Genomic DNA, 21,348 nt, shown 5'->3' with positions numbered 1-21,348 from the left:
TTTACATGAGCTTTTTGACACTCACGCACATTAAGAAGTCCTTTGGTCCGGTGCAGGTCGTGCATGACTTCAACATGGCCATCGAGAAGGGCGAATTCGTTTCCTTCCTCGGCCCATCCGGTTGCGGCAAGACGACGGTCCTGCGCATGATCGCGGGCTTCGAGACGCCAAGCGATGGCGCCATCGTCATCAATGGCAAGGACCAGACGACACTTCGACCCAATCAGCGCAATATCGGTATGGTGTTCCAGGCATATGCGCTGTTTCCCAACATGAATGTCCGCGAAAACGTCGCCTTCGGCCTCAAGGTCGCGGGCAAGCCAAGGTCGGAAATCGATGCGCGCGTCAAGGAAATGCTGGCGCTCATCCATCTTGAACATCTGGCAGACCGTTATCCCTTCCAGATGTCCGGCGGCCAGCAGCAGCGCGTTGCGCTGGCCCGCGCGCTGGCGCCGAAGCCGGAAGTCCTGCTTCTCGATGAACCGCTTTCCGCCCTCGACGCCAAGATCCGCGTGTCGCTTCGCGAGGAAATCCGTCAGATCCAGCGCAAACTCGGCATCACCACCATCTTCGTCACCCATGACCAGGAAGAAGCCCTGTCGATTTCCGACCGCATCGTGGTGATGAATGCCGGACGCGCCGACCAGATCGGCTCGCCCTTCGAGATCTACAACAACCCAGCCACCCGCTTCGTCGCCTCCTTCGTCGGCACGCTGAACCTGATCGATGCCACCGTTGTCGATGCAACGACGAGCACGATTCTGATCGGCGATCAGAAAGTATCGCTGCAAAAACCGCTTGCAAAAGCCAATGGCGAAAAGGTCACCGTTGCGCTTCGTCCGGAAGCAGGATCGCTTGCAGAAAGCGCCAAGGGCGATGTCGCCATTTCCGGCGTCGTTACCTCAAGCCACTTCCTCGGCTCGGTCATCCGAACCCGTATCGATGTCGGCGGCAGCGTGCTTTCCTTCGACATGTTCAACGATCCCGGCACGGCGCCACCTGCCATTGGCGAGCGGATCACGCTGCACTTTGCATCAGAAGATTTGATGATTGTAGCAGAGTAGCGCACTGTTTCGGGGCCGAAAAACCGGGTAACTCCGGGCCAGATCAGGAGGCACCTATGCGCGCATTATTCTACGAACGGTTTGGCGAAGCTCCGAAAATTGCGAGCCTGCCGGACCCTGAACCCACGCCGGGCGGCGTGGTGATTTCAGTCAAGGCAACCGGTCTGTGCCGCAGCGACTGGCACGGCTGGATGGGTCACGACAGCGACATCCACCTGCCCCATGTGCCGGGTCACGAATTCGCAGGCGTGATCTCCGCCGTCGGCAAGAATGTCATGCGCTTCAAGGTCGGTGACCGCGTCACCGTTCCCTTTGTCTCCGGCTGCGGCCACTGCCAGGAGTGCCGCTCGGGCAACCAGCAGGTTTGCGAAACGCAGTTTCAGCCGGGCTTTACCCATTGGGGCTCCTTCGCCGAATATGTCGCGATCGACTATGCCGACCAGAATCTCGTCCATATGCCGGATGAGATGAGCTTCGATACCGCGGCAAGCCTCGGCTGCCGTTTTGCCACCTCCTTCCGCGCCGTTGTCGATCAGGGTCGCCTGAAGGGTGGCGAGTGGCTCGCGGTTCACGGCTGCGGCGGTGTGGGCCTTTCCGCCATCATGATTGGTGCCGGGCTTGGCGCGCAGATCGTCGCGATCGATATTGCCGATGACAAGCTGGCGCTGGCAAAGGAACTCGGCGCCACCGTCACCATCAACAGCCGCAATGTTGCCGATGTGACCGAAGCCGTGCGCGATGCGACCGGCGGCGGCGCGCATGTCTCCGTCGATGCGCTCGGACATCCGCAAACCTGCTGCAACTCCATCAGCAATCTCCGCCGCCGAGGTCGCCACGTTCAAGTGGGCCTGATGCTCGCCGATCATTCCATGCCGCAGATCCCGATGGCCCGTGTGATCGCCCATGAGTTGGAAATCTATGGCAGCCACGGCATGCAGGCCTGGCGCTATGACGACATGCTGGCAATGATCCGCACAGGCAAGCTTTCGCCGCAAAAGCTTATCGGCAAGCACATTTCGCTCACCGATGCCGTCACGGCGCTACCCGCGATGGATAGCTTCAAGGATAGCGGCATCAGCATCATCAACCGCTTCGAGTGATACCCATGCAGATTGACGTCATCGACAGCATCAGCGATCCCGGCAAGCCAGAGCGCGCCAACGAAGATCGTCTGGCGTGGAATGCCTCCAGCGCATTCGTCGTCGATGGCGCAACCGGCCTCGGCGACCAGCAGTTCATGACGGGTTTCGGCTCCGACGCCGCATGGATTGCCGAGTTCGCGGCCAAGCGCCTGATGAGCGAGGTTACGCCTGAGGCTGATTTCGCAGACATCATTCGCCGCATCTCGCAAGATGCCAGGATCAGCTTCGAGGCCTTGGCCGGCGATCAGCCGCGCTACGCCTGGCCGGTCGCGGCACTCGCAGGCTTGCGCGTCACGCAAAACGGGCTGCAATTTGCAGGCCTCGGCGATAGCGTCGCCTATATTCTTCACGATGATGGCCGCGAGGAAAGTCTGATGGCGCTACCCGACGCCTTCGAGCGAGAGCAGGCCGCCGCTCGCGCCCATGTCGCGCGTCTGGGTGGCATCGGTGCAGCGGGCATGGCAACCAGCGATCCAAAGACGCTTACCGATCTTCGGCGAAACCGCGAAAGGCAGAATACGGCGGACGGCACCGTCTGGTCCTTAAGCCTCGTTCCCGAGACGGCTGACCACATCGCCACCACGATGATCGACATCGCCGGCGGCGCTACGGCCATCATCTGCTCCGATGGGCTGGCCGATCTTGTCAGCCTTTACGGGCAATATACGCCGGGCTCCCTCATCCGCCGCGCCGTTACCGCGGGCTTGCCAAGCTTGATCAAGGAGCTTCGCCAATTGGAGCGGGCGATCGATCCAGAAGGCCTGAGATACCCGCGCCTTAAACAATCGGACGATACGACTGCCATCCTGTGCAGGATCAACTAAAGCACGGTCCACGCCAAAGTGTGCAGCGGTTTTGCGATAACGACATGCGGTAAAAGGACCAACTAAAGCGCAAGGAGCGAATCTTGAAGATTGCGACGCGCGTTAAAAGAGCCTGTGACATCTGCCGACAAAAGACTTGAATTAGCGGCGGCTATACCGCATGGCACAGGGAACGATCCCTGAAAGAAGAAACCGCTCATGTCTCCCACCACGACCCCGGTTCCCGCCCGCGCGCTGAATGCGCAGGATTACAGAACGCTTGGCCTCTCCGCGCTTGGCGGCGCACTGGAATTCTACGACTTCATCATCTTCGTCTTCTTCGCGACCGTGATCGGCCACCTCTTCTTCCCGCCGGATATGCCCGACTGGCTGGTGATGATCCAGACCTTCGGCATCTTCGCTGCTGGCTATCTCGTGCGTCCCATCGGCGGCATCATCCTGGCTCATTATGGCGACCGTTATGGCCGCAAGCGCGTCTTCGCCTTCTCGATCCTGCTGATGGCGCTCTCCACGCTCGGCATGGCGTTGATGCCGACCTATGCGACGATCGGCGTTGCGGCCCCGATCCTGCTCATCGTGCTGCGCATGCTCCAGGGTGCGGCCATCGGCGGCGAGGTTCCCGGTGCCTGGACCTTCGTGTCTGAACACGTTCCCTTCCGCTATGTCGGCCTTGCCTGTGGTCTGCTGACCTCTGGCCTCTCCTTCGGCATCATGCTCGGCTCGCTCATCGCCTTTGCCATCAACACCATCTTCACGCCGGAAGACGTGTCCGGCTATGCCTGGCGTATCCCCTTCCTCATCGGCGGTATCTTCGGCCTGATCGCCGTCTATCTGCGCCGCTGGCTGGAAGAAACGCCGATCTTCACGCAGATGAAGAACTCCAAATCGCTCTCGGACAAGCTGCCGCTCGGCCTCGTCCTGAAGAACCATATGCGCGGTGTCGTGGTCTCGGCGCTGCTGACCTGGGTGCTGTCCGCGGCCATCGTCGTCACGACGCTGATGACGGCAACCTTCCTGCAGAAGCTTTACGGCTACACACCAACGCAGGCACTGGCAGGCACGAGCTTCGGCACACTATTCCTGATCTTCGGTGTGATCATCGCCGGCGCGCTGATCGACCGTATCGGCAGCGGCATCTTCTTCATGGGCGCCAGCATCTTCTTCGGCGTCGCCACCTTCACCTTTTACAGCTATGCCGGAACGTCGCTCACCACGATGTTTGCGCTTTATGCGGTGATGGGTCTCTCCGTCGGCATGGCGGGTGCGGTGCCCTATGTAATGGTCCGCGCCTTCCCGGCATCGGTCCGTTTCTCAGGCCTCTCCTTCGCCTATAACGTTTCCTACGCCGTCTTCGGCGGCTTGACGCCAATTGCGGTCAGTTCAGCACTTGCGATCAATCCCATGGCGCATGCCTGGTACCTGGTCTTCATCGCAGTGCTCGCCTTCTTCATCGGGCTTTATCTTCACCTTCGCGGCAGCGCCGTGGAAAGCCATGTGGGTGTGGAAGAACTGGCGACGCTTAAGGCGCGCTAACTACACAAAAAAGGGAAGCGGCGCGCGTGGCGCCCTTCCCCACCAATCATCCGGCCGCCGGAATCTTGAAAGCCGAGCCGAGCTTGTAGCCGATGAACGCTGCCACCAGAATGATCCCGATCGTCCAGAACAGGGGCTCGCCGGGCAGCACGACGCCATAGAAATCGACGTGGCTGTCCATCCTCTTTCCTTGCGAAATCATGGCATCGACCTGCGCAGGTGTCGGGGCACCGGCGATAGGCCATCCGTCAAGCGTCGTCACGATATTGTATCCTGGCAACCCGGTCAGCAGGAGACCGAAGAAGGCGAAGATGATCGTCGAGAAGACCGGAATGACCCCGTTTCGAATAAAGCGCATATGTTCCCCCAAATGTTCGAGGCAACATTGAGGGAAATTCGTGATTCGATCCAGCCACGGATGCAGGCAGTTTCAGACGGGCGCAAGCGCCTTGGGCGGCTCGAAATCGGGGGCGACGAGGCCGCCGGAAATCAAAAGCTTCGCGGCGTCCTCCGGCGACATGTCGAGCATGATGATCTTGTCCTTCGGCACAAACAGCAAAAAGCCCGCCGTCGGAACCGGCGTTGGCGGCAGGAACACCGCCACCATTTCCTGGCCTAACTCATTGAAGCGGAAGGCAAGCTCGCCCTTGGCCTCGGATGCGACGAAGACCATGGCCCAGGTGCCAGGCGACGGAAACTCGATCATGCCGACGCGCTTGAAGGAATTGGAATGCTCCTTCAGCACCGATTCAAACAGCTGCTTGATGCTCTTGTAGATCGGCCGCACCAGCGGCATGCGGTTGAGGATGGATTCGCCGACACCGACGATCCATTTGCCGATCAGATTGTTGCCGAGAAAGCCGATGACGGTGATGCCGATGACGGCAATCAGCAGGCCGAAACCGGGAATGGCGACGTTGAAATATTCTTCCGGGTCGTACCGCGTCGGAATATACGGCTTCACCCAGCTATCGGCCCATTGCAGGAAGGTCCAGACCAGCCACATCGTGATCGTGACGGGCGCCAGAATGAGAACGCCAGTCAGAAAGCTGTTACGCAGGCGTGTGGCGAAGGAAATTCTGATTGGGTGATCCGTCATCAACTCACTGAATGTTGGAGCATCTCCAGCCGAAGCGTGATCGCTTTGGCGTCGGACAATGCGGTAAAACAGAGACCGAGAGCATTGAAGGTGGTCCCGTTATCACCGGAATGCTCTAGGCGATGTCACCGAAGAATGCCTGATGATAACGGACAATGCCGGACGGCGTTCCGCCCTGCAAGGGCAGGATCATGAAATATTCGTCATCAATGCCTTCGGCCTTCAGTCGCTCATCGTGGCGAAAACCGAAGCGACGGTAATAGGCCGGATCGCCCATGACGACGCACCCGCTGGCATTCAATTCGCGCAATGCGTCGAGGCCGCGATGAACGAGCGCCGAACCGACACCCCGCCCCTGCCGTTCCGGCAACACGGAAAGCGGACCAAGTCCGAACCAGATGTCGCTGCTTCCAGAAAGTCCGACAGGCGAAAAGCCGATGTGGCCAGTGATCGCCCCATTCTCCTCCGCAACAAGCGAAACAGCGAGCGCACCGGCCCGCCGCAAGCGTTCGATGACGAGGTGCTCGTTATGGTCACTATAGGGAACATCCCGGAACGCCGCCTGCGTCACGACGCCGATCGCGTCGAGATCGCCGACCTGTTCCGGGCGAATTATCACTCCACCGTGACCGACTTCGCCAGATTGCGTGGCTGGTCCACATCCGTGCCCATGAAGACGGCCGTGTGATAGGCAAGCAGCTGGATCGGCAGCGAGAAGACCATCGGCGCAATGAGTTCATCAACGGTCGGCAGCACGATGGTCGCCATTGTTTCCAGCGACGAGGCCGCGGCCCCCTTCGCATCGGTGATGAAGATGATGCGCCCACCGCGGGCTGCCACCTCCTGCATGTTCGATACGGTCTTCTCGAAGAAGCGGTCGTGCGGCGCAATGACGATGACCGGCATGTTCTCGTCGATCAGCGCAATCGGCCCATGCTTCAACTCGCCAGCGGCATAGCCTTCCGCATGGATGTAGGAAATTTCCTTGAGCTTTAGCGCGCCTTCCAGCGCCAGCGGGAAGGATGTGCCGCGGCCAAGATAAAGCACGTCCTTGAAGCGCGAGAGATCGCGCGACAGGGTTTCGATCTGCGGCTGGATGGCGTTCAGCACTTCGCTCATCACCCGCGGCATCTCGATCAGATGACGGACAAGCTCGGTTTCCTGCTCTGCCGTCAGCGTGCCACGTGCCTTACCGGCTGCGATCGCCAGCGACGCCAGAACGGCGAGCTGGCAGGTGAAGGCCTTGGTGGAGGCAACGCCGATTTCAGGGCCGGCCAAAATGGGGAAGATCGCATCGGATTCACGCGCAATGGTCGATTCGCGCACATTGACGACCGCGCCGATCTTCAGATCGTTCTCCTTGCAGTAGCGCAGAGAGGCGAGCGTATCCGCCGTCTCACCCGACTGGGAGATGAAGAGGGCGGCCTGCGTCGGCAACAACGGCATTTCGCGGTAGCGGAATTCGGATGCCACATCGATCTCCACCGGAAGACGCGCATAACGCTCGAACCAGTATTTGCCGATCAGACCGGACAGATAGGCCGTTCCGCAGGCGGAAATCGCAAGGCCGGTGAGCTTGGAGAAATCGATCGCCGGATCGACATCCTTCACCCGCTTGTCGGCAAAATCCACATAGTGGCTGAGGGCATGGGAGATGACTTCCGGCTGCTCGTAGATTTCCTTTTCCATGAAGTGGCGATGGTTGCCCTTGTCCACCACATAGGCCGTCGCCTGGGAAATCTGCCGCTGGCGCTGCACCGGCTTGCCGGAAAAATCGATGATCTCGGCACCCGCTGCAGTGATGATGGCGCAATCGCCATCCACCAGATAGGTGATCTCGTTGGTGAAGGGCGAAAGCGCGATCGCATCCGACCCAAGGAACATCTCACCGCGTCCATGGCCGACGGCAAGCGGCGGACCGGAACGGGCGGACAGCAGCGTGCCCGGCTCGTCCTGGAACATCACCACCAACGCAAAGGCGCCGGTCACCCGGTTCAGCATCGTCAGCATCGCATCGCGGTGCGACAGGCCTTCACGGGTGAACTTGGCGAGCAGCTGCGCCACCACTTCCGTATCGGTCTGGGTGGTGAAGGTCGCGCCCTCGGCCTTCAATTCCTCGCGCAGCTCGGAGAAATTCTCGATGATGCCGTTGTGAACGACGGCGACGCCATCGACGAAATGCGGATGGGCATTGGTTTCGTTCGGAACGCCATGCGTTGCCCAGCGGGTGTGTGCAATGCCGGTGATTCCGGGAAGCGGCTCTTCGGAGAGCTTCTTCTCCAGATTGAAGAGCTTGCCCTCGGCGCGGCGGCGGTCCATTGCGCCGTCATGGATCGTTGCAACGCCTGCGGAGTCATAGCCCCGATATTCCAGCCGCTTCAGCGCATCCACAAGGCGCTCCGCAACCGGTTGCGTTCCAACAATTCCGACGATGCCGCACATACAGGTCTCCAAGATTTTTTGGTGAGCATCCGATGATCCGAAAACCGAGTCAGGTCTCCTGACGGATGCTTTTTCAATGGCGGAAGTCGTAGCGATTTCCGCAAAAACCGCAATCGCAACCGCGGTCACTTTCAATGTCTATTCGTTACCTTTGTCAGAAGGTTACGCCGGTTTCTTCTTGGCATCCTTGATCGCCTGGGCGCGGGCGCGAAGCACACTGGCGCGACCTTCCTTGACCTCCTGGCGCGCTCGACCGAAAGCCAGCGCATCGCCTGGAACATCATCGGTAATCACACTGCCGGAGGCGATGTAAGCATCATCACCAATGGTTACGGGTGCCACGAGCGCTGAGTTGGAGCCGATGAAGGCATTTTTGCCGATCCGCGTCTCGTGCTTGTTGATACCGTCGTAGTTACAGGTGATCGTGCCCGCGCCGATATTGCTGCCCGCGCCGACGAAGGCATCGCCGATATAGGTCAGGTGATTGACCTTGGCACCCTCGCCGATCTCAGCCTTCTTGATTTCGCAGAAATTGCCGACCTTGGATTTCGCCGCCAGATTGGCGCCCGGACGAAGCCGCGCATACGGACCAACGGTTGCCCCGGCGCTGACATGCGCGCCTTCCAGATGCGAGAAGGCATGAATGACGGCACCCGATTCGATGGTGACGCCAGGACCAATCACCACATTCGGCTCGATCAGAGCGTCCTGACCGATCTTGGTATCCCAGGACAGAAAAACGGTTTCCGGCGCAATCATCGAAACGCCGTCGATCATCAACTGATGACGCGCCCGCTCCTGCCAGAGCCTTTCGATGATGGCGAGCTCGGCGCGGTTGTTGCAGCCGGTCATTTCCGTTTCGGGCGCATCGACAGCCACAGCCCTGCCGCCCTGAGCGCGGGCGATCTCGACGATGTCGGTCAGATAATATTCGCCCTTGACATTGTTGTTGCCGATGCGGTCGAGCAGATCCAGCGCCCGGCGACCATTGATCGCCATCAGGCCGCTATTGCACCATGTGACCTTGCGCTCGTCGTCGCTCGCATCCTTCTCCTCGCGTATGGCGACCAGCTCACCATCCTGCACAAGAAGACGTCCGTAACCCGTTGGTTTATCAGTGTGAAACCCGATGACGACGACATCGACATTGTCGGTCAGCGCCTGTCGCGCCCGGTTCAGCGTCTCCCCCGTCAGCAACGGTACGTCGCCATAGGCGATCAGAATATCGTCGAAGCCCTTCTCGATGGCTTCGCGCGCCGCAAGCACGGCGTTGCCCGTGCCGAGACGTTCCTTCTGCAGATAAGGCTCGACAGAAACGCCCGCCACCCGCGCGGCATACGCCACCTTGTCCGCATCACGACCTACGACGAGAGCGGCGGCACTCACGCCCGCACCGGAAACCGCCTGCATCACATGCGCAATCATCTGGCGACCAGCAACCGGATGCAAAACCTTCGACATGGAGGATTTCATGCGTGTGCTTTCACCGGCGGCGAGAATGACGGCAAGACAGGTGCGTTCCACTGATATCTCCATTCCAAGCATCGGATGTCTTTTGCCCGCTATAACCGCTCGACGATAAAGACACCATGGAAATTGCGTGACGGCTTGAAAAGCGGCGTGATGGCGGCGTTGTTAGGCCCGTGAATGGCGAGAACGCGCTTTCAACCGCCAAAGAATCCTCTAATCTGCCGCGACCACCCCATCCCGAAATGCGGAAATCTCCCATGTCCTCTTCGCACAGCATCAGCCAGCCGGTCCGCGGCATGCTCATCATGGCGGCCTGCATGATCGTGCTGCCGGTAATGGATGCGATTGCGAAATATATGGCCCATGCCGGCATGTCCCCCGGCCAGGTGACCTTCTACCGCTTCTTCTTCCAGTTGGTCTGCACCCTGCCGCTGCTGCTCTTCATGTCGCCGAAGTCGCTGATCCATGCCAAGCGCCCTTGGCTCAACCTGCTGCGCGGCGTCCTGCATGCGGCCGCGAGCCTGACATTTTTTGCCGCCGTCAAATACATGCCGCTTGCCGATGTCTTCGCCATCTATTTCGTCGAACCCTTCCTGCTCACCATCATGTCGGCCCTGTTTCTTGGCGAGCGGGTTGGCTGGATGCGCTGGAGCGCCATTGCCGTCGGGTTCATCGGCGCAATGATCGTCATCCAGCCGAGTTTCGAGCTTTTCGGCCTCACCTCGCTTCTGCCGGTCGCCTGCGCTTTCCTCTTCACCCTCTATCTCTTCCTCAACCGCGCGATCGGCGATGGCGACAGCCCGTTGGTGATGCAGACGATGGCCGGCATCGCCGGAACGATCTTCATGGGCGGAGCTCTTTTGATCGGCACTGGCTTCGGAGACGCCAATTTCGAAATGTCCCTGCCGGGCTGGGATCATGGGCTCGTTCTCCTGATCCTTCTCGGCTCGATCTCCGGCTATATGCATCTCCTCGTGGTCAAGGCCTTTCGGCTTGCGCCGGTGTCGCTGCTTGCCCCCTTTCAGTACTTCGAGATCATCTCCGCCACCATTCTGGGATACCTGCTGTTTTCCGATTTTCCGACGCCGTCCAAATGGCTCGGCATCGTCATCATCGTGGCATCCGGCCTCTTCATCATCTGGCGCGAAAGGCTGAGCGCCCGCCGCCTCAAGATGACAGAGGTCGCGGAAGTTTGAGGAATTGCCGCAACTGCACTTGTTCATGAGGCCCGCGTCGGGCAAAAAGTGCTTCCACGAATGACAAAAACACGAAGGAGACGAGACGATGGACGTTCGCGCCGCAGTCGCCGTTCAGGCAGGCAAGCCATTGGAAGTTATGACCGTTCAGCTGGAAGGCCCACGCGCCGGCGAGGTGCTGATCGAGGTCAAGGCGACCGGCATCTGCCATACGGACGATTTCACCCTCTCCGGCGCCGATCCGGAAGGTCTCTTCCCCGCGATCCTCGGCCATGAAGGTGCCGGTATCGTCGTCGATGTCGGCCCCGGCGTTACTTCGGTCAAGAAGGGTGACCACGTCATCCCGCTCTACACGCCGGAATGCCGCGAATGCTATTCCTGCACCTCGCGAAAGACCAACCTCTGCACCGCGATCCGCTCCACCCAGGGCCAGGGCGTGATGCCGGACGGCACCAGCCGCTTCTCCATCGGCAAGGACAAGATCCATCACTATATGGGCTGCTCCACCTTCGCCAATTACACGGTTTTGCCGGAAATTGCGGTTGCCAAGATCAACCCGGACGCGCCATTCGACAAGGTCTGCTACATCGGCTGCGGCGTGACGACCGGCATCGGCGCGGTCATCAATACGGCCAAGGTCGAGATCGGCTCGACGGCAATCGTCTTCGGTCTCGGCGGCATCGGCCTCAACGTGCTTCAGGGCCTGCGCCTTGCCGGCGCGGACATGATCATCGGCGTCGACATCAACAATGACCGCAAGGCCTGGGGCGAAAAATTCGGCATGACACATTTCGTCAACCCGAAGGACGTCGGCGACGATATCGTGCCCTATCTCGTCAACATGACGAAGCGCAATGGCGACCTGATCGGCGGCGCGGATTACACCTTCGACTGCACCGGCAACACCAAGGTCATGCGCCAGGCGCTCGAGGCCTCGCATCGCGGCTGGGGCAAATCGGTCATTATCGGCGTCGCAGGTGCTGGCCAGGAAATCTCCACCCGCCCGTTCCAGCTGGTCACCGGCCGCAACTGGATGGGCACGGCCTTCGGCGGCGCCCGCGGCCGCACCGACGTTCCGAAGATCGTTGACTGGTACATGGAAGGCAAGATCCAGATCGACCCGATGATTACCCACACCATGCCGCTTGAAGACATCAACAAGGGCTTCGACCTGATGCACAAGGGCGAAAGCATCCGCGGCGTCGTCGTCTATTGATGTGAGGAATGGCTGGCGCGGAAGGCTGTGAGGGTTTTACCGTTTGTGGTTTTGGAGGGGCTGCGGGGCCCCTCTTTCTTTTCGATGTAAGCGATTGCGGGACCGTTACCCCCCTCTGCCCTGCCGGGCATCTCCCCCTCAAGTGGGGAGATCAGCAAGGAGGTAGCTCGTCAATCCGTCCGCAACATTAGAGATGCCCGAGCGGTCGCCCCACCCGATCTCCCCCCTTGAGGGGGAGATGTCCGGCAGGACAGAGGGGGGTGCCGCCGCGAACACGAAGCACGCAGACAGCCCGCCCCCGACTCAAGCCGCCGTCTCAACATCCTTCGCCGCATCCACCGGCACATAATTCAGCACTGGCCCAAGCCAGCGCTCAATATCCTTCACGGGCATGCCCTTGCGCCGAGCATAATCCTCAACCTGATCCCGCTCCACCTTGGCAACGCCAAAGTAATAGCTCTCGGGATGGCCGATATAGAGACCGGAGACAGACGATCCAGGCCACATGGCATAGCTCTCCGTCAGCACCACACCCGTCTGGTTTGTCGCATCCAGAAGGCGGAAGAGCGTGTCCTTCTCCGTATGGTCGGGCTGGGCCGGATAGCCGGGCGCCGGGCGAATACCGGCATAGGCCTCTCCAACAAGGTCTTCACTGCTGAAGCGCTCATCCGGCGCATAGCCCCAGAACTCCTTGCGCACCCGTTCATGCATGCGCTCGGCAAAGGCTTCCGCGAAACGGTCGGCCAGCGCCTTCACCAGAATGGATGAATAGTCGTCATTGGCCCGTTCGAAGCGTTCGGCAATGGCCACTTCCTCGATACCCGCCGTCACCACGAAGCCGCCGACATAGTCGGCAATGCCACTGTCCTTCGGCGCGACGAAATCCGACAGTGCGACATTGGGCCGTCCATCGCGCTTGGAAAGCTGTTGACGCAGCGTGTAGAAGGTCTCAAGCTCCGAGGTGCGGCTCTCATCGGTGAACAGACGAATATCGTCCCCCACCGCATTGGCCGGCCAGAAGCCGATCACCGCGCGCGGGCGGAACCACTTTTCCTCGATGATCTTCTTCAGCATGGCCTGCGCATCGGCATAAAGATGGCGTGCTGCCTCACCCTGCTTCTCATCCTCGAGAATGGCTGGGAAACGACCCTTCAATTCCCAGGTCTGGAAGAAAGGCGTCCAGTCGATATAGCGCGACAGCTCTTCGAGATCGTAGCCCTCGAATGTCTTGGTACCGATGAATTGCGGCTTGACCGGCTGATAGCCTGTCCAATCCACCTTCTGCGCGTTTTCGCGTGCACGCGACAGCGGCAGGCGCTGCTTTTCGCGTTCATTGCGCGCATGCGCATCGGCAACCTTGGCATATTCGGCGCGAATGCCGTCAATATAGGCTGGCTTCTGATCTTCCGACAGAAGTGCAGACACCACGCCGACCGCGCGCGAGGCGTCCGTCACATAGATCGCCTGGCCCTTCTCGTAACGCGGATGGATCTTCACCGCCGTATGCACGCGGCTGGTCGTCGCCCCACCGATCAGAAGCGGCAGATCGAGCCCCATGCGCTCCATCTCGGAGGCCACATGCACCATTTCATCCAGCGACGGCGTGATAAGGCCGGAAAGACCGATGACATCGACCTTCTCCGCCACGGCGGTCTCAAGAATCTTGGTGGTCGGCACCATCACGCCGAGATCGATGATCTCGTAATTGTTGCAGGCGAGAACGACGCCGACGATGTTCTTGCCGATATCGTGGACATCGCCCTTCACCGTCGCCATCAGCACCTTGCCGGCCGACTTGCGCTGATCGCCACCATTCAGGCGCTTTTCCTCTTCCATATAGGGAAGAAGAACGGCAACCGCCTGCTTCATCACACGGGCGGATTTCACCACCTGCGGCAGGAACATCTTGCCTGAACCGAATAGATCGCCGACCACATTCATGCCCGCCATCAGCGGACCTTCGATGACATGCAGCGGACGAGCCGCCTGCTGGCGCGCCTCTTCCGTATCGGCATCGATATATTCGGTGATGCCATTGACCAGCGCATGCTCCAGCCGCTTCTCAACGGGGAGTTCACGCCACGACAGATCCTGAACCTTGCCTTCCTTGGCACCCGTACCGCGGTAACGTTCGGCAATTTCGAGCAGCCGTTCGGTCGCGTTGGGGTTGCGGTTCAGCACCACATCTTCGCAAGCCTCGCGCAGTTCCGCATCGATGCTCTCATAGACCGCAAGCTGACCCGCATTGACGATGCCCATATCCATGCCGACCTGGATCGCATGATACAAGAACACAGCATGCATCGCCTCACGCACGGGCTCATTGCCGCGGAAGGAGAAGGACAGGTTCGAGACACCTCCGGAAATATGCACGAGCGGCATGGTTTCGCGGATGGTCTTGGTGGCCTGGATGAAGTCCACGCCATAATTATTGTGCTCTTCGATGCCTGTTGCGACAGCAAACACATTCGGGTCGAAGATGATGTCTTCGGGCAGAATCCCGGCCTTCTCCGTCAGGAGCTTGTAGGCGCGCGTGCAGATCTCGACCTTGCGCTCATAGGTATCGGCCTGCCCCACTTCGTCAAACGCCATGACGACGACGGCAGCGCCGTAATTGCGCACCAGACGCGCCTGCTCGAGAAACTTCTCCTCGCCTTCCTTCAGCGAGATGGAGTTGACGATCGACTTGCCCTGAACGCATTTCAGGCCAGCCTCGATGATTTCCCATTTGGAGCTGTCGATCATCACCGGCACACGGGCAATATCCGGCTCGGCGGCAATCAGATTGAGGAACTCGACCATGGCCTTCTGGCTGTCGATCAGGCCCTCATCCATGTTGATGTCGATGATCTGTGCGCCATTTTCCACCTGATCGCGGGCGACGGCAAGTGCAGCTGTATAGTCGCCAGCGGTGATCAGCTTGCGAAACTTGGCAGAGCCCGTCACGTTCGTGCGCTCGCCGACATTGACGAAGGGAATGTCCTTGGTCAGCACGAAGGGCTCAAGGCCGGACAGCGACATGAAGGACTTGTGTTCCGGCACCTTGCGCGGCTCAAAACCCTTCACGGCGTCCGCAATGGCGCGAATATGCTCCGGCGTCGAGCCGCAGCAACCGCCCACCACATTGACCAGTCCTTCGCGGGCAAACTCGGCAACCTGTGCCGCCATCATCTCCGGCGTTTCGTCATACTGGCCGAACTCGTTCGGCAGGCCGGCATTCGGATAGGCGCAGATGAAGGTATCGGCCACATCCGACAGTTCCTGCAAATGCGGACGCATGGCGTTGGCACCGAGCGCACAGTTGAGACCGATGGTAAACGGGTTGGCGTGACGCACCGAGTTCCAGAAGGCCGACGGCGTCTGGCCCGACAGCGTGCGGCCGGAAAGGTCGGTGATCGTGCCGGAAATCATCACCGGCAGATGAATGCCCTTGGCAGCAAAGCGCTCCTCGCAGGCGAAGATCGCGGCCTTGGCGTTCAGCGTGTCGAAGATGGTTTCAATAAGGATGAGGTCGGCACCGCCATCGATCAGACCGTCGATCTGCTCACCATAGGCAGCACGCAGATCGTCGAAGCTGACAGCGCGGTAGCCGGGATTGTTCACATCCGGCGAGATCGACGCGGTGCGGTTGGTCGGGCCGATGGCACCTGCGACGAAACGGCGGCGGCCATCCTCGCGCTCGGCACGTTGGGCGGCACGGCGCACAATGAAGGCGCCCTCGCGGTTGAGGTCATAGACCGCGCCTTCCATCTCGTAATCGGCCTGCGCGATGCGCGTCGATGAAAACGTGTTGGTCTCCAGAATATCCGCCCCCGCCATGGCGTAGCGGAAATGGATATCCTCGATCGCATCCGGCTGCGTCAGGATCAGAAGATCGTTATTGCCCTTCTGGTGACAGGCACACCCAATGAAACGATCACCGCGGAAGTGGTCTTCGTCAAATCCAAGCCCCTGAATCTGCGTGCCCATGGCGCCATCGAGAATGAGGATGCGCTCTTCAGCCGCCTGTTTCAGCGCCTTGAGAATTTCCGCGCCGTCGCGTTTGCCGCCCAGGGGGCCAAACAGATCGTCCAACATCGGCACTCACTCCTCATTCTTTGCAAATCAGCAAGATATCAAGTCACATAAAGATATCTTTATGTCAACATATCATCCGACATTCGCGGTTCTGGGCTAAAAAGGAAGCTACGAAATTCCGACCGTGGATGACACCCTTGCGCCTCAAAGATATAGGTATGCTCCAACAGCGCATCAAAGGAGGAACGGATGACCGAGACGGAAAGCACGAAAGCCTATTGGAGCACGCTGCCCTGGCATCGCCAATGGCTGGTAAAGCAGGCGGAAGGCCTCTTCGACTTCTTCCAGTATCGCGCGGTCAATCCCAAAGGCGGCTTCTTCGATCTCGACCGGAAAGGCGCTCCCCTCTCCGACGACAATCCGGTGCGCGGCATCCACGCGTCTGCCCGCATGGTCCATTGCTTCTCCATCGGACACCTGCTCGGTCGCCCCGGCTGCGGCGATATTGTCGACCATGGCATGACCTATCTTTGGGACAAGCACCGCGACCAGGAGCATGGCGGCTATTTCTGGCAGGTGGACGACAACGGCCCTGCCGACGCCACCAAGCAGGGGTACGGCCACGCCTTCGTGCTTCTCGCCGCCTCCTCCGCCAAGGTCGTCGGTCATCCGCTGGCCGATGCGATGCTGGCCGATGTGACCGAGGTTCTCGAAACCCGATTCTGGGAAGAGACGCACGGCGCCATCAATGAAGAGTTCCACCGAGACTGGTCGCCGATCGAAAACTATCGCGGCCAGAATTCCAACATGCATCTGACCGAAGCCCTGATGGCCGCCTTCGAGGCCACGGGCGACACGTCCTATCTCATCAAGGCAGAACGCATTGCCGACCTCATCATCCGCCGCGCCGCTGGCGCGCTTGACTTCCGCGTGCCGGAGCATTTCGATGAGAACTGGGTGCTGGACAAGGATTATCGCGGCAACGAGATGTTCCGCCCCTCAGGCTCCACGCCCGGACACTGGCTGGAATGGTCTCGCCTCATCCTGCAGCTCTGGATCCTGGGTGAGCGCAAGCACGACTGGATGCCGACCGCCGCCAAGTCACTCTTCGTCCAGTCCATGGCGCTCGGCTGGGACCGCGAAAAAGGCGGTTTCTTCTATACGCTCGACTGGGACAACACGCCTGCCAAGACGGAAAAGCTCTGGTGGCCGATGTGCGAAGCCGCCGGTGCGGCCCACTTCCTCAACGAGCATCTGCCCGCCGACGAGTTCTACGAAGACAGCTATCGCCGCATCTGGAGCACGATTGCCAACACCTTCCTCGATCATCAATTCGGTGGCTGGCATGAGGAACTGACGGAAGACCTCGTTCCGGCCAACACCCTCTTCCCCGGCAAGGGAGACATCTACCACGCCCTTCAAGCCTGCCTCATCCCGCTTTTCCCGGCGGATGGCAGCCTGACGAAGATGATCGCCGAAAAAGGAGCGCGCTTCTGATTGAAGCATGACAAATGGCACGGCGAAGCGCAGAGACTCTAAAGCGCCGTGCGTCCTATTGGACGCACAAAGGACGCTTTACCTTTTTGAATCTACGCATCGTGCTTTCCAAAAATCGAGTCCGATTTTCGGGCCGATGCTGTATCGCCGCGCCATCAGGAAGCTCACTCGAAATCTGCTGAGTTGACCGTCACACGCCATTCCAGCCGCGCGGGATCGGCTTGCTCATTGCTGCGCAACCGAAATGGCCGGCAGGCGGCATAGCTCTCATGCGGCCCCAACCGCCTTTCGTTTGGCTGATAGGCCTCGAGCGAAATCGGCGCACGGAAGGCGGGCTCAAAACCTTCCAGCGTATAGGTCAACCGCTCGACCGCCACATCATTAGTATTCTGAAAGCTCACCCGGATCGGCGCATTCTCATCCCGACAGGTCGGATCATAGGCCGCCGTAGCAATGATCTTCTCCAGCCTTTCGCCAGAGCGGACCCAATCAAACAAAACCCAGCCTCCGAGGCAGGCCCACACCACGGCAAGTGCCGCCACAACAGGTTTCAGATGTCGCGGGAAAGCCATCAGAAACAACAGCAAGGCGACCGTCAGAACGATGCCGACGATCATGAACGACGCTCCGCGATATACGACATGATGTCAGTCAGTGTTTTTTCTCCCAAGGCCGTCGACAAAACGCATACGAAGCTCCCCTTATAGCCCTAAACGCGAAGCCGCACAGGCAGACGCAGTAAAGTCGGCGTGACAAGAGCACTCCGAACCGAAAAGACCATCAAGCCCTTGATCGCCACGGTGAGGCGCAACTTGCCTGAATCCGCGACAACTGGCGGATATCCTTTGTCATACAGGATCGGGCGACCAGGAGCCAACGGGAACGGACGTCCACTCAATTGACTGTTCCGAATATCGCACTCAAAAAATTCTTTCTTTCGATCGACTGCAGTTCGGAATTTCCTGGCGTCACTATCAAGGCCAGCCAAGCATTTCCACCCCTCATGAAAACCGTGAGTTCTGCGCGTGTTTCCGATGCAGTCGTGGCAATTCCGGATACCCGCATGATCTGCACTCCGTTGACATAGGCTGCCCCCCAATCGGAGGTGCTTTTCATGATATGGCCGACGCGTCTTTCCAGATCCTTCAGATAAGCCGTCGGATCGGCGCCGTCATTCCCAATAAGCTCGTGGGAAACCAGTGCTGTCATCCCCAGCGTCGGCGCCCGGAAGACGAAGGTGTCTTTAGAGGAGTCATTATAAGGGTGCTCCCAGATTTTGCTGATCCTGGCGCCCCTGCCCGACCTGGGATTCACCCATGTTTTGGTTGAGTCGGTCGGTGTCAAATTCGGTACGACCATCCGATCGAAGGGGACACTCTCGTAAGATGGCACGGGAAGAGCGCCATGGCTCGCAGTGATCCTTTCGTCGGAGCGATAGTCGCTCACATTTACAATAGCGCAACCGATGAGAAGCAGCATAACCGGCACCATGATCAAGGCTGCGATGCGGCTTGGCCGAAGCACCAACACACTCGAGCGTTCCCTGTCATAGCTCGCGTTCAGATCGACCTTCAGTCGCCTGTACTGAAAAAGGAATGTGAGAATGAACAACGGCGGGATGCCCATCACACACCCCCAAAACCACACCCTGTACTCGCGACCGAAATAAAATCTGAAACGTGGCCAAAAACTCTCGTGAGGCGCAAACACCCATACGCCGAATATGGCCTTGCCTGGCGTGGTGCCAAATAAAGCCATGCATATTGCGGGTATCATAGCTGCGAGAGAGATCAGCATTAGATACAGGACGAGTGCAGCGAGGAGAAGACCGGGTCGGTTCCCATGGAAATAGAGGTAAGCAGCAACCAAGATGTCGTGTCCGACGATCGTGAACAAAGGTGACATCATCAATAGATCGAAAAGCCTTGCCCATAGGCGGCGCCAAGGACGCGCGGGCAAAAAGAACGGTTTCGGCGCGACACGCTGTTCCTCAGACCCGAGGGCCAGTGATGCAAAACTATCGGCAAAAACGCGATTGAGACCGGCCTTCTCCCAGTCCGTCATCTGTTCGTGCCAGAGGTAGTCGTCGCGGGTGACATGACCAGTCTCGATCAGCCTGCGAATAATCTCCTCGTCGACGGGGCCTCCGCGCTTCGGCCCGATGGTGTAATACCAGTCAGCCATACCGTTTCACGCCTCGTTTTCCCGGCTGCGTTTTAGCAGACCATAGCAGGACGATAATTTTGTATGACGGAACTCGGATCGACGGTTTTTGCCAAGATTCGGTCGAATTTGAGGGCTTGGACGGCACATCGGAAGGGCTATCGAGCCGTTCCGAACAGCTCATGGACAAAGGCTTCCCGCTCGCTTGTTTGCAAGTCCGAGCCGCCCTCGGTGAATATCAATAACCGCCACGCATTGCGCCCGTCCACAACAACGGTCACCTCTACCAGTTGGTTTGCATCCTTGGTACTGACGCCACTTGCCCGAAGTCCCCGCACACGATTCACCGCAACCGGCTGCCAATCCGACGTCAAGGTGACGTTTTTCAGTCGCGCCACGTAAAAAGCAGCATATGCGCGAAGGTCGACGTTTTCAGCAGGAAGCTCCAAATAGCTGAAAAGACCCTCCATCAGCAGCCTGCGGGCAACGAAGATAAAAGCATTCGGGACTTCAGGATCGTCAGGCAAAAGCTCCCAGTGTTTTTTGATCGTGGCCGTGTTCCCCGTAACCGGATTGACCCAATAGTGAGTAGCCGTGAGATCGGCCTCTGCTTTGTCCTCCATTCGCCACCCTGCGACGTTCGCGGCTAAAAGACCTGCGACGAGTGCAATGCCGAGGGTTAGACGCAGTTTGCTCGGATTGGCGACGACTGGCAGATTGTGCTTGTCATAGACAGCGGGACGACCCGTGGCCAGGCGCCAATATTGGACGATGAAGGTGACCAAAAACACAACCGGAATGCCAAGGGCAAAGGCCCAGAACCACACCTTGAACTCGCGCTTGAGATAGAACGAAAATCGATTGGCTTCCGGCGTCACCGGAACCCGCACACCTAAAATGGCCTTACCCGGCGTGTTCCCGAACAGAGCCATACAAATCGCCAGCACGACGCCGACAATTGGGAGAACGATGAAGCCGAAGAGCATATCATAGGTGAAGATAGTCATGTAGAGACGCGGCGCGTACAGGGCTGAAGCGACGACGATACAGACGGACAGCAACGGCCCAATCAGCAACATATCAAATATTCGCGCCCAGAATCGGGGCCACGGACGCAAGCGAGGTTCAGCACCTATGTTTGGCTGAAGTGGCTCCGAGGCAGCGAGCTCTGAGCCCGAGGGCTGAGATTTCGACGGAACCGGTGGAGGTGTTACCACTGGAACCGGAGGCGGCGTGACAAAAGCGTCTGCAAACTCGGGATGCGTCCCAACAATCTCCCAGTCCGCCATCCCCTCCCGCCAGACATAGGCATCGCGGACAATCTTGCCGCTTGCGATCAACGCGCGGACTTGCTCTTTGCTGACAGGCCCTTCGCGTTCCTGCCCCACAGTGTAGTACCAGATCGTCATGCTGCTATGCCCCGCTTCCCCGATCAAGCTTTAGCAAGGCAGTCCCAACCCGTAAAGCTGCGAGAATGGCTACGGCAAAGCTCTCATCCGTTGAGAGGATGCTTGCGCTATCCTGTTGAAGCAAAAGAAAAATGGTGGGCCCGGAGGGACTCGAACCCCCAACCAAGCGGTTATGAGCCGCCGGCTCTAACCATTGAGCTACAGGCCCTTCGATGCAAGACGCGTCGATGCGCAAGGCTGCAATGGTCCAGCCGGTGCGTGGGTCTCGCTCTAACG

At 59.1% G+C, this 21,348-nt stretch carries 16 protein-coding genes and 1 tRNA gene; 7 read left to right on the top strand and 10 right to left on the bottom strand.

Annotation, left to right across the window (positions count from 1 at the left end; translation table 11 throughout):
- The first annotated feature begins 5 nt into the window (after window positions 1-5).
- The 4 genes from AC07U5_RS05675 (at window position 6) to AC07U5_RS05660 (ending at window position 4,563) form a co-directional block, all read left to right on the top strand.
- On the top strand, window positions 6-1,064 hold the full coding sequence (locus tag AC07U5_RS05675; protein ID WP_111846888.1) for an ABC transporter ATP-binding protein: 1,059 nt from the start codon (window positions 6-8) through the stop codon (window positions 1,062-1,064).
- 56 nt (window positions 1,065-1,120) lie between these two features.
- Window positions 1,121-2,164, top strand: coding sequence for a zinc-dependent alcohol dehydrogenase family protein (locus AC07U5_RS05670; RefSeq protein WP_111846887.1), 1,044 nt, complete (start codon window positions 1,121-1,123; stop codon window positions 2,162-2,164).
- 5 nt (window positions 2,165-2,169) lie between these two features.
- The gene (locus AC07U5_RS05665; protein ID WP_494722512.1) at window positions 2,170-3,030 is read left to right on the top strand and encodes a hypothetical protein; all 861 of its coding nucleotides are present in this window, start codon (window positions 2,170-2,172) and stop codon (window positions 3,028-3,030) included.
- Between the two features lie 198 nt (window positions 3,031-3,228).
- Window positions 3,229-4,563: an MFS transporter gene (locus tag AC07U5_RS05660; RefSeq protein ID WP_494722511.1), complete on the top strand. Its 1,335-nt coding sequence runs from the start codon at window positions 3,229-3,231 to the stop codon at window positions 4,561-4,563.
- A gap of 46 nt (window positions 4,564-4,609) precedes the next feature.
- On the opposite strand, the gene AC07U5_RS05655 is transcribed toward AC07U5_RS05660, so the two are convergent.
- The 5 genes from AC07U5_RS05655 to glmU form a co-directional block, all read right to left on the bottom strand.
- Window positions 4,610-4,921 (bottom strand): hypothetical protein, encoded by a 312-nt coding sequence (locus AC07U5_RS05655; protein ID WP_494722510.1) that lies wholly within the window; start codon window positions 4,919-4,921, stop codon window positions 4,610-4,612.
- Window positions 4,922-4,993: 72 nt separating this feature from the next.
- Window positions 4,994-5,662 (bottom strand): DUF502 domain-containing protein, encoded by a 669-nt coding sequence (locus tag AC07U5_RS05650; RefSeq protein WP_062426471.1) that lies wholly within the window; start codon window positions 5,660-5,662, stop codon window positions 4,994-4,996.
- Between the two features lie 115 nt (window positions 5,663-5,777).
- Window positions 5,778-6,281 (bottom strand): GNAT family N-acetyltransferase, encoded by a 504-nt coding sequence (locus AC07U5_RS05645; protein ID WP_113327871.1) that lies wholly within the window; start codon window positions 6,279-6,281, stop codon window positions 5,778-5,780.
- Entirely contained in the window at window positions 6,278-8,104 is a 1,827-nt protein-coding gene (glmS, locus tag AC07U5_RS05640; RefSeq protein ID WP_113327870.1) for a glutamine--fructose-6-phosphate transaminase (isomerizing), read from the bottom strand. The genes AC07U5_RS05645 and glmS overlap by 4 nt, the downstream gene beginning before the upstream one ends.
- 162 nt (window positions 8,105-8,266) lie before the next feature.
- The gene (gene glmU / locus AC07U5_RS05635) at window positions 8,267-9,628 is read right to left on the bottom strand and encodes a bifunctional UDP-N-acetylglucosamine diphosphorylase/glucosamine-1-phosphate N-acetyltransferase GlmU (protein WP_494722509.1); all 1,362 of its coding nucleotides are present in this window, start codon (window positions 9,626-9,628) and stop codon (window positions 8,267-8,269) included.
- Window positions 9,629-9,831: 203 nt separating this feature from the next.
- Between glmU and AC07U5_RS05630 the strand changes: the two genes are divergently transcribed.
- Together AC07U5_RS05630 and AC07U5_RS05625 are read left to right on the top strand one after the other, a co-directional pair.
- Window positions 9,832-10,770 (top strand): DMT family transporter, encoded by a 939-nt coding sequence (locus AC07U5_RS05630; RefSeq protein WP_062440440.1) that lies wholly within the window; start codon window positions 9,832-9,834, stop codon window positions 10,768-10,770.
- A gap of 88 nt (window positions 10,771-10,858) precedes the next feature.
- The gene (locus AC07U5_RS05625) at window positions 10,859-11,986 is read left to right on the top strand and encodes an S-(hydroxymethyl)glutathione dehydrogenase/class III alcohol dehydrogenase (RefSeq protein WP_062440438.1); all 1,128 of its coding nucleotides are present in this window, start codon (window positions 10,859-10,861) and stop codon (window positions 11,984-11,986) included.
- A gap of 303 nt (window positions 11,987-12,289) precedes the next feature.
- Here the strand turns inward: AC07U5_RS05625 and metH are convergent, their stop codons facing one another.
- Entirely contained in the window at window positions 12,290-16,063 is a 3,774-nt protein-coding gene (metH, locus tag AC07U5_RS05620; protein WP_494722508.1) for a methionine synthase, read from the bottom strand.
- Between the two features lie 189 nt (window positions 16,064-16,252).
- On the opposite strand from metH, the gene AC07U5_RS05615 reads away from it, so the two are divergent.
- Complete coding sequence (locus AC07U5_RS05615; RefSeq protein ID WP_494722507.1) at window positions 16,253-17,500, top strand: AGE family epimerase/isomerase; 1,248 nt, start codon at window positions 16,253-16,255, stop codon at window positions 17,498-17,500.
- Window positions 17,501-17,664: 164 nt separating this feature from the next.
- On the opposite strand, the gene AC07U5_RS05610 is transcribed toward AC07U5_RS05615, so the two are convergent.
- The 4 genes from AC07U5_RS05610 to AC07U5_RS05595 form a co-directional block, all read right to left on the bottom strand.
- Window positions 17,665-18,117 carry a hypothetical protein gene (locus tag AC07U5_RS05610; protein WP_062426464.1) on the bottom strand — a complete coding sequence of 151 codons (453 nt, stop codon included), beginning with the start codon at window positions 18,115-18,117 and terminating at the stop codon, window positions 17,665-17,667.
- A gap of 277 nt (window positions 18,118-18,394) precedes the next feature.
- Window positions 18,395-19,684, bottom strand: coding sequence for an RDD family protein (locus tag AC07U5_RS05605; protein WP_494722506.1), 1,290 nt, complete (start codon window positions 19,682-19,684; stop codon window positions 18,395-18,397).
- A gap of 137 nt (window positions 19,685-19,821) precedes the next feature.
- Window positions 19,822-21,072 (bottom strand): RDD family protein, encoded by a 1,251-nt coding sequence (locus tag AC07U5_RS05600; protein ID WP_494722505.1) that lies wholly within the window; start codon window positions 21,070-21,072, stop codon window positions 19,822-19,824.
- A gap of 132 nt (window positions 21,073-21,204) precedes the next feature.
- Window positions 21,205-21,280: transfer RNA gene (locus AC07U5_RS05595), tRNA-Ile, on the bottom strand.
- Window positions 21,281-21,348 lie beyond the last annotated feature (68 nt).

The sequence above is a fragment of the Agrobacterium sp. GW821-FHT02D03 genome (genome assembly GCF_059421725.1).
This window is presented reverse-complemented; position numbering and strand designations above follow the sequence as displayed.

Excerpts from the sequence above, each read along its gene's own strand:
- AC07U5_RS05675 (WP_111846888.1), top strand. The coding sequence starts at position 6 with ATGAGCTTTTTGACACTCACGCACATTAAGAAGTCCTTTGGTCCGGTG.
- AC07U5_RS05670 (WP_111846887.1), top strand. The coding sequence starts at position 1,121 with ATGCGCGCATTATTCTACGAACGGTTTGGCGAAGCTCCGAAAATTGCG.
- AC07U5_RS05665 (WP_494722512.1), top strand. The coding sequence starts at position 2,170 with ATGCAGATTGACGTCATCGACAGCATCAGCGATCCCGGCAAGCCAGAG.
- AC07U5_RS05660 (WP_494722511.1), top strand. The coding sequence starts at position 3,229 with ATGTCTCCCACCACGACCCCGGTTCCCGCCCGCGCGCTGAATGCGCAG.
- AC07U5_RS05655 (WP_494722510.1), bottom strand. The coding sequence starts at position 4,921 with ATGCGCTTTATTCGAAACGGGGTCATTCCGGTCTTCTCGACGATCATC.
- AC07U5_RS05650 (WP_062426471.1), bottom strand. The coding sequence starts at position 5,662 with ATGACGGATCACCCAATCAGAATTTCCTTCGCCACACGCCTGCGTAAC.
- glmS (WP_113327870.1), bottom strand. The coding sequence starts at position 8,104 with ATGTGCGGCATCGTCGGAATTGTTGGAACGCAACCGGTTGCGGAGCGC.
- AC07U5_RS05630 (WP_062440440.1), top strand. The coding sequence starts at position 9,832 with ATGTCCTCTTCGCACAGCATCAGCCAGCCGGTCCGCGGCATGCTCATC.
- AC07U5_RS05625 (WP_062440438.1), top strand. The coding sequence starts at position 10,859 with ATGGACGTTCGCGCCGCAGTCGCCGTTCAGGCAGGCAAGCCATTGGAA.
- metH (WP_494722508.1), bottom strand. The coding sequence starts at position 16,063 with ATGTTGGACGATCTGTTTGGCCCCCTGGGCGGCAAACGCGACGGCGCG.
- AC07U5_RS05615 (WP_494722507.1), top strand. The coding sequence starts at position 16,253 with ATGACCGAGACGGAAAGCACGAAAGCCTATTGGAGCACGCTGCCCTGG.
- AC07U5_RS05610 (WP_062426464.1), bottom strand. The coding sequence starts at position 18,117 with ATGATCGTCGGCATCGTTCTGACGGTCGCCTTGCTGTTGTTTCTGATG.
- AC07U5_RS05605 (WP_494722506.1), bottom strand. The coding sequence starts at position 19,684 with ATGGCTGACTGGTATTACACCATCGGGCCGAAGCGCGGAGGCCCCGTC.
- AC07U5_RS05600 (WP_494722505.1), bottom strand. The coding sequence starts at position 21,072 with ATGACGATCTGGTACTACACTGTGGGGCAGGAACGCGAAGGGCCTGTC.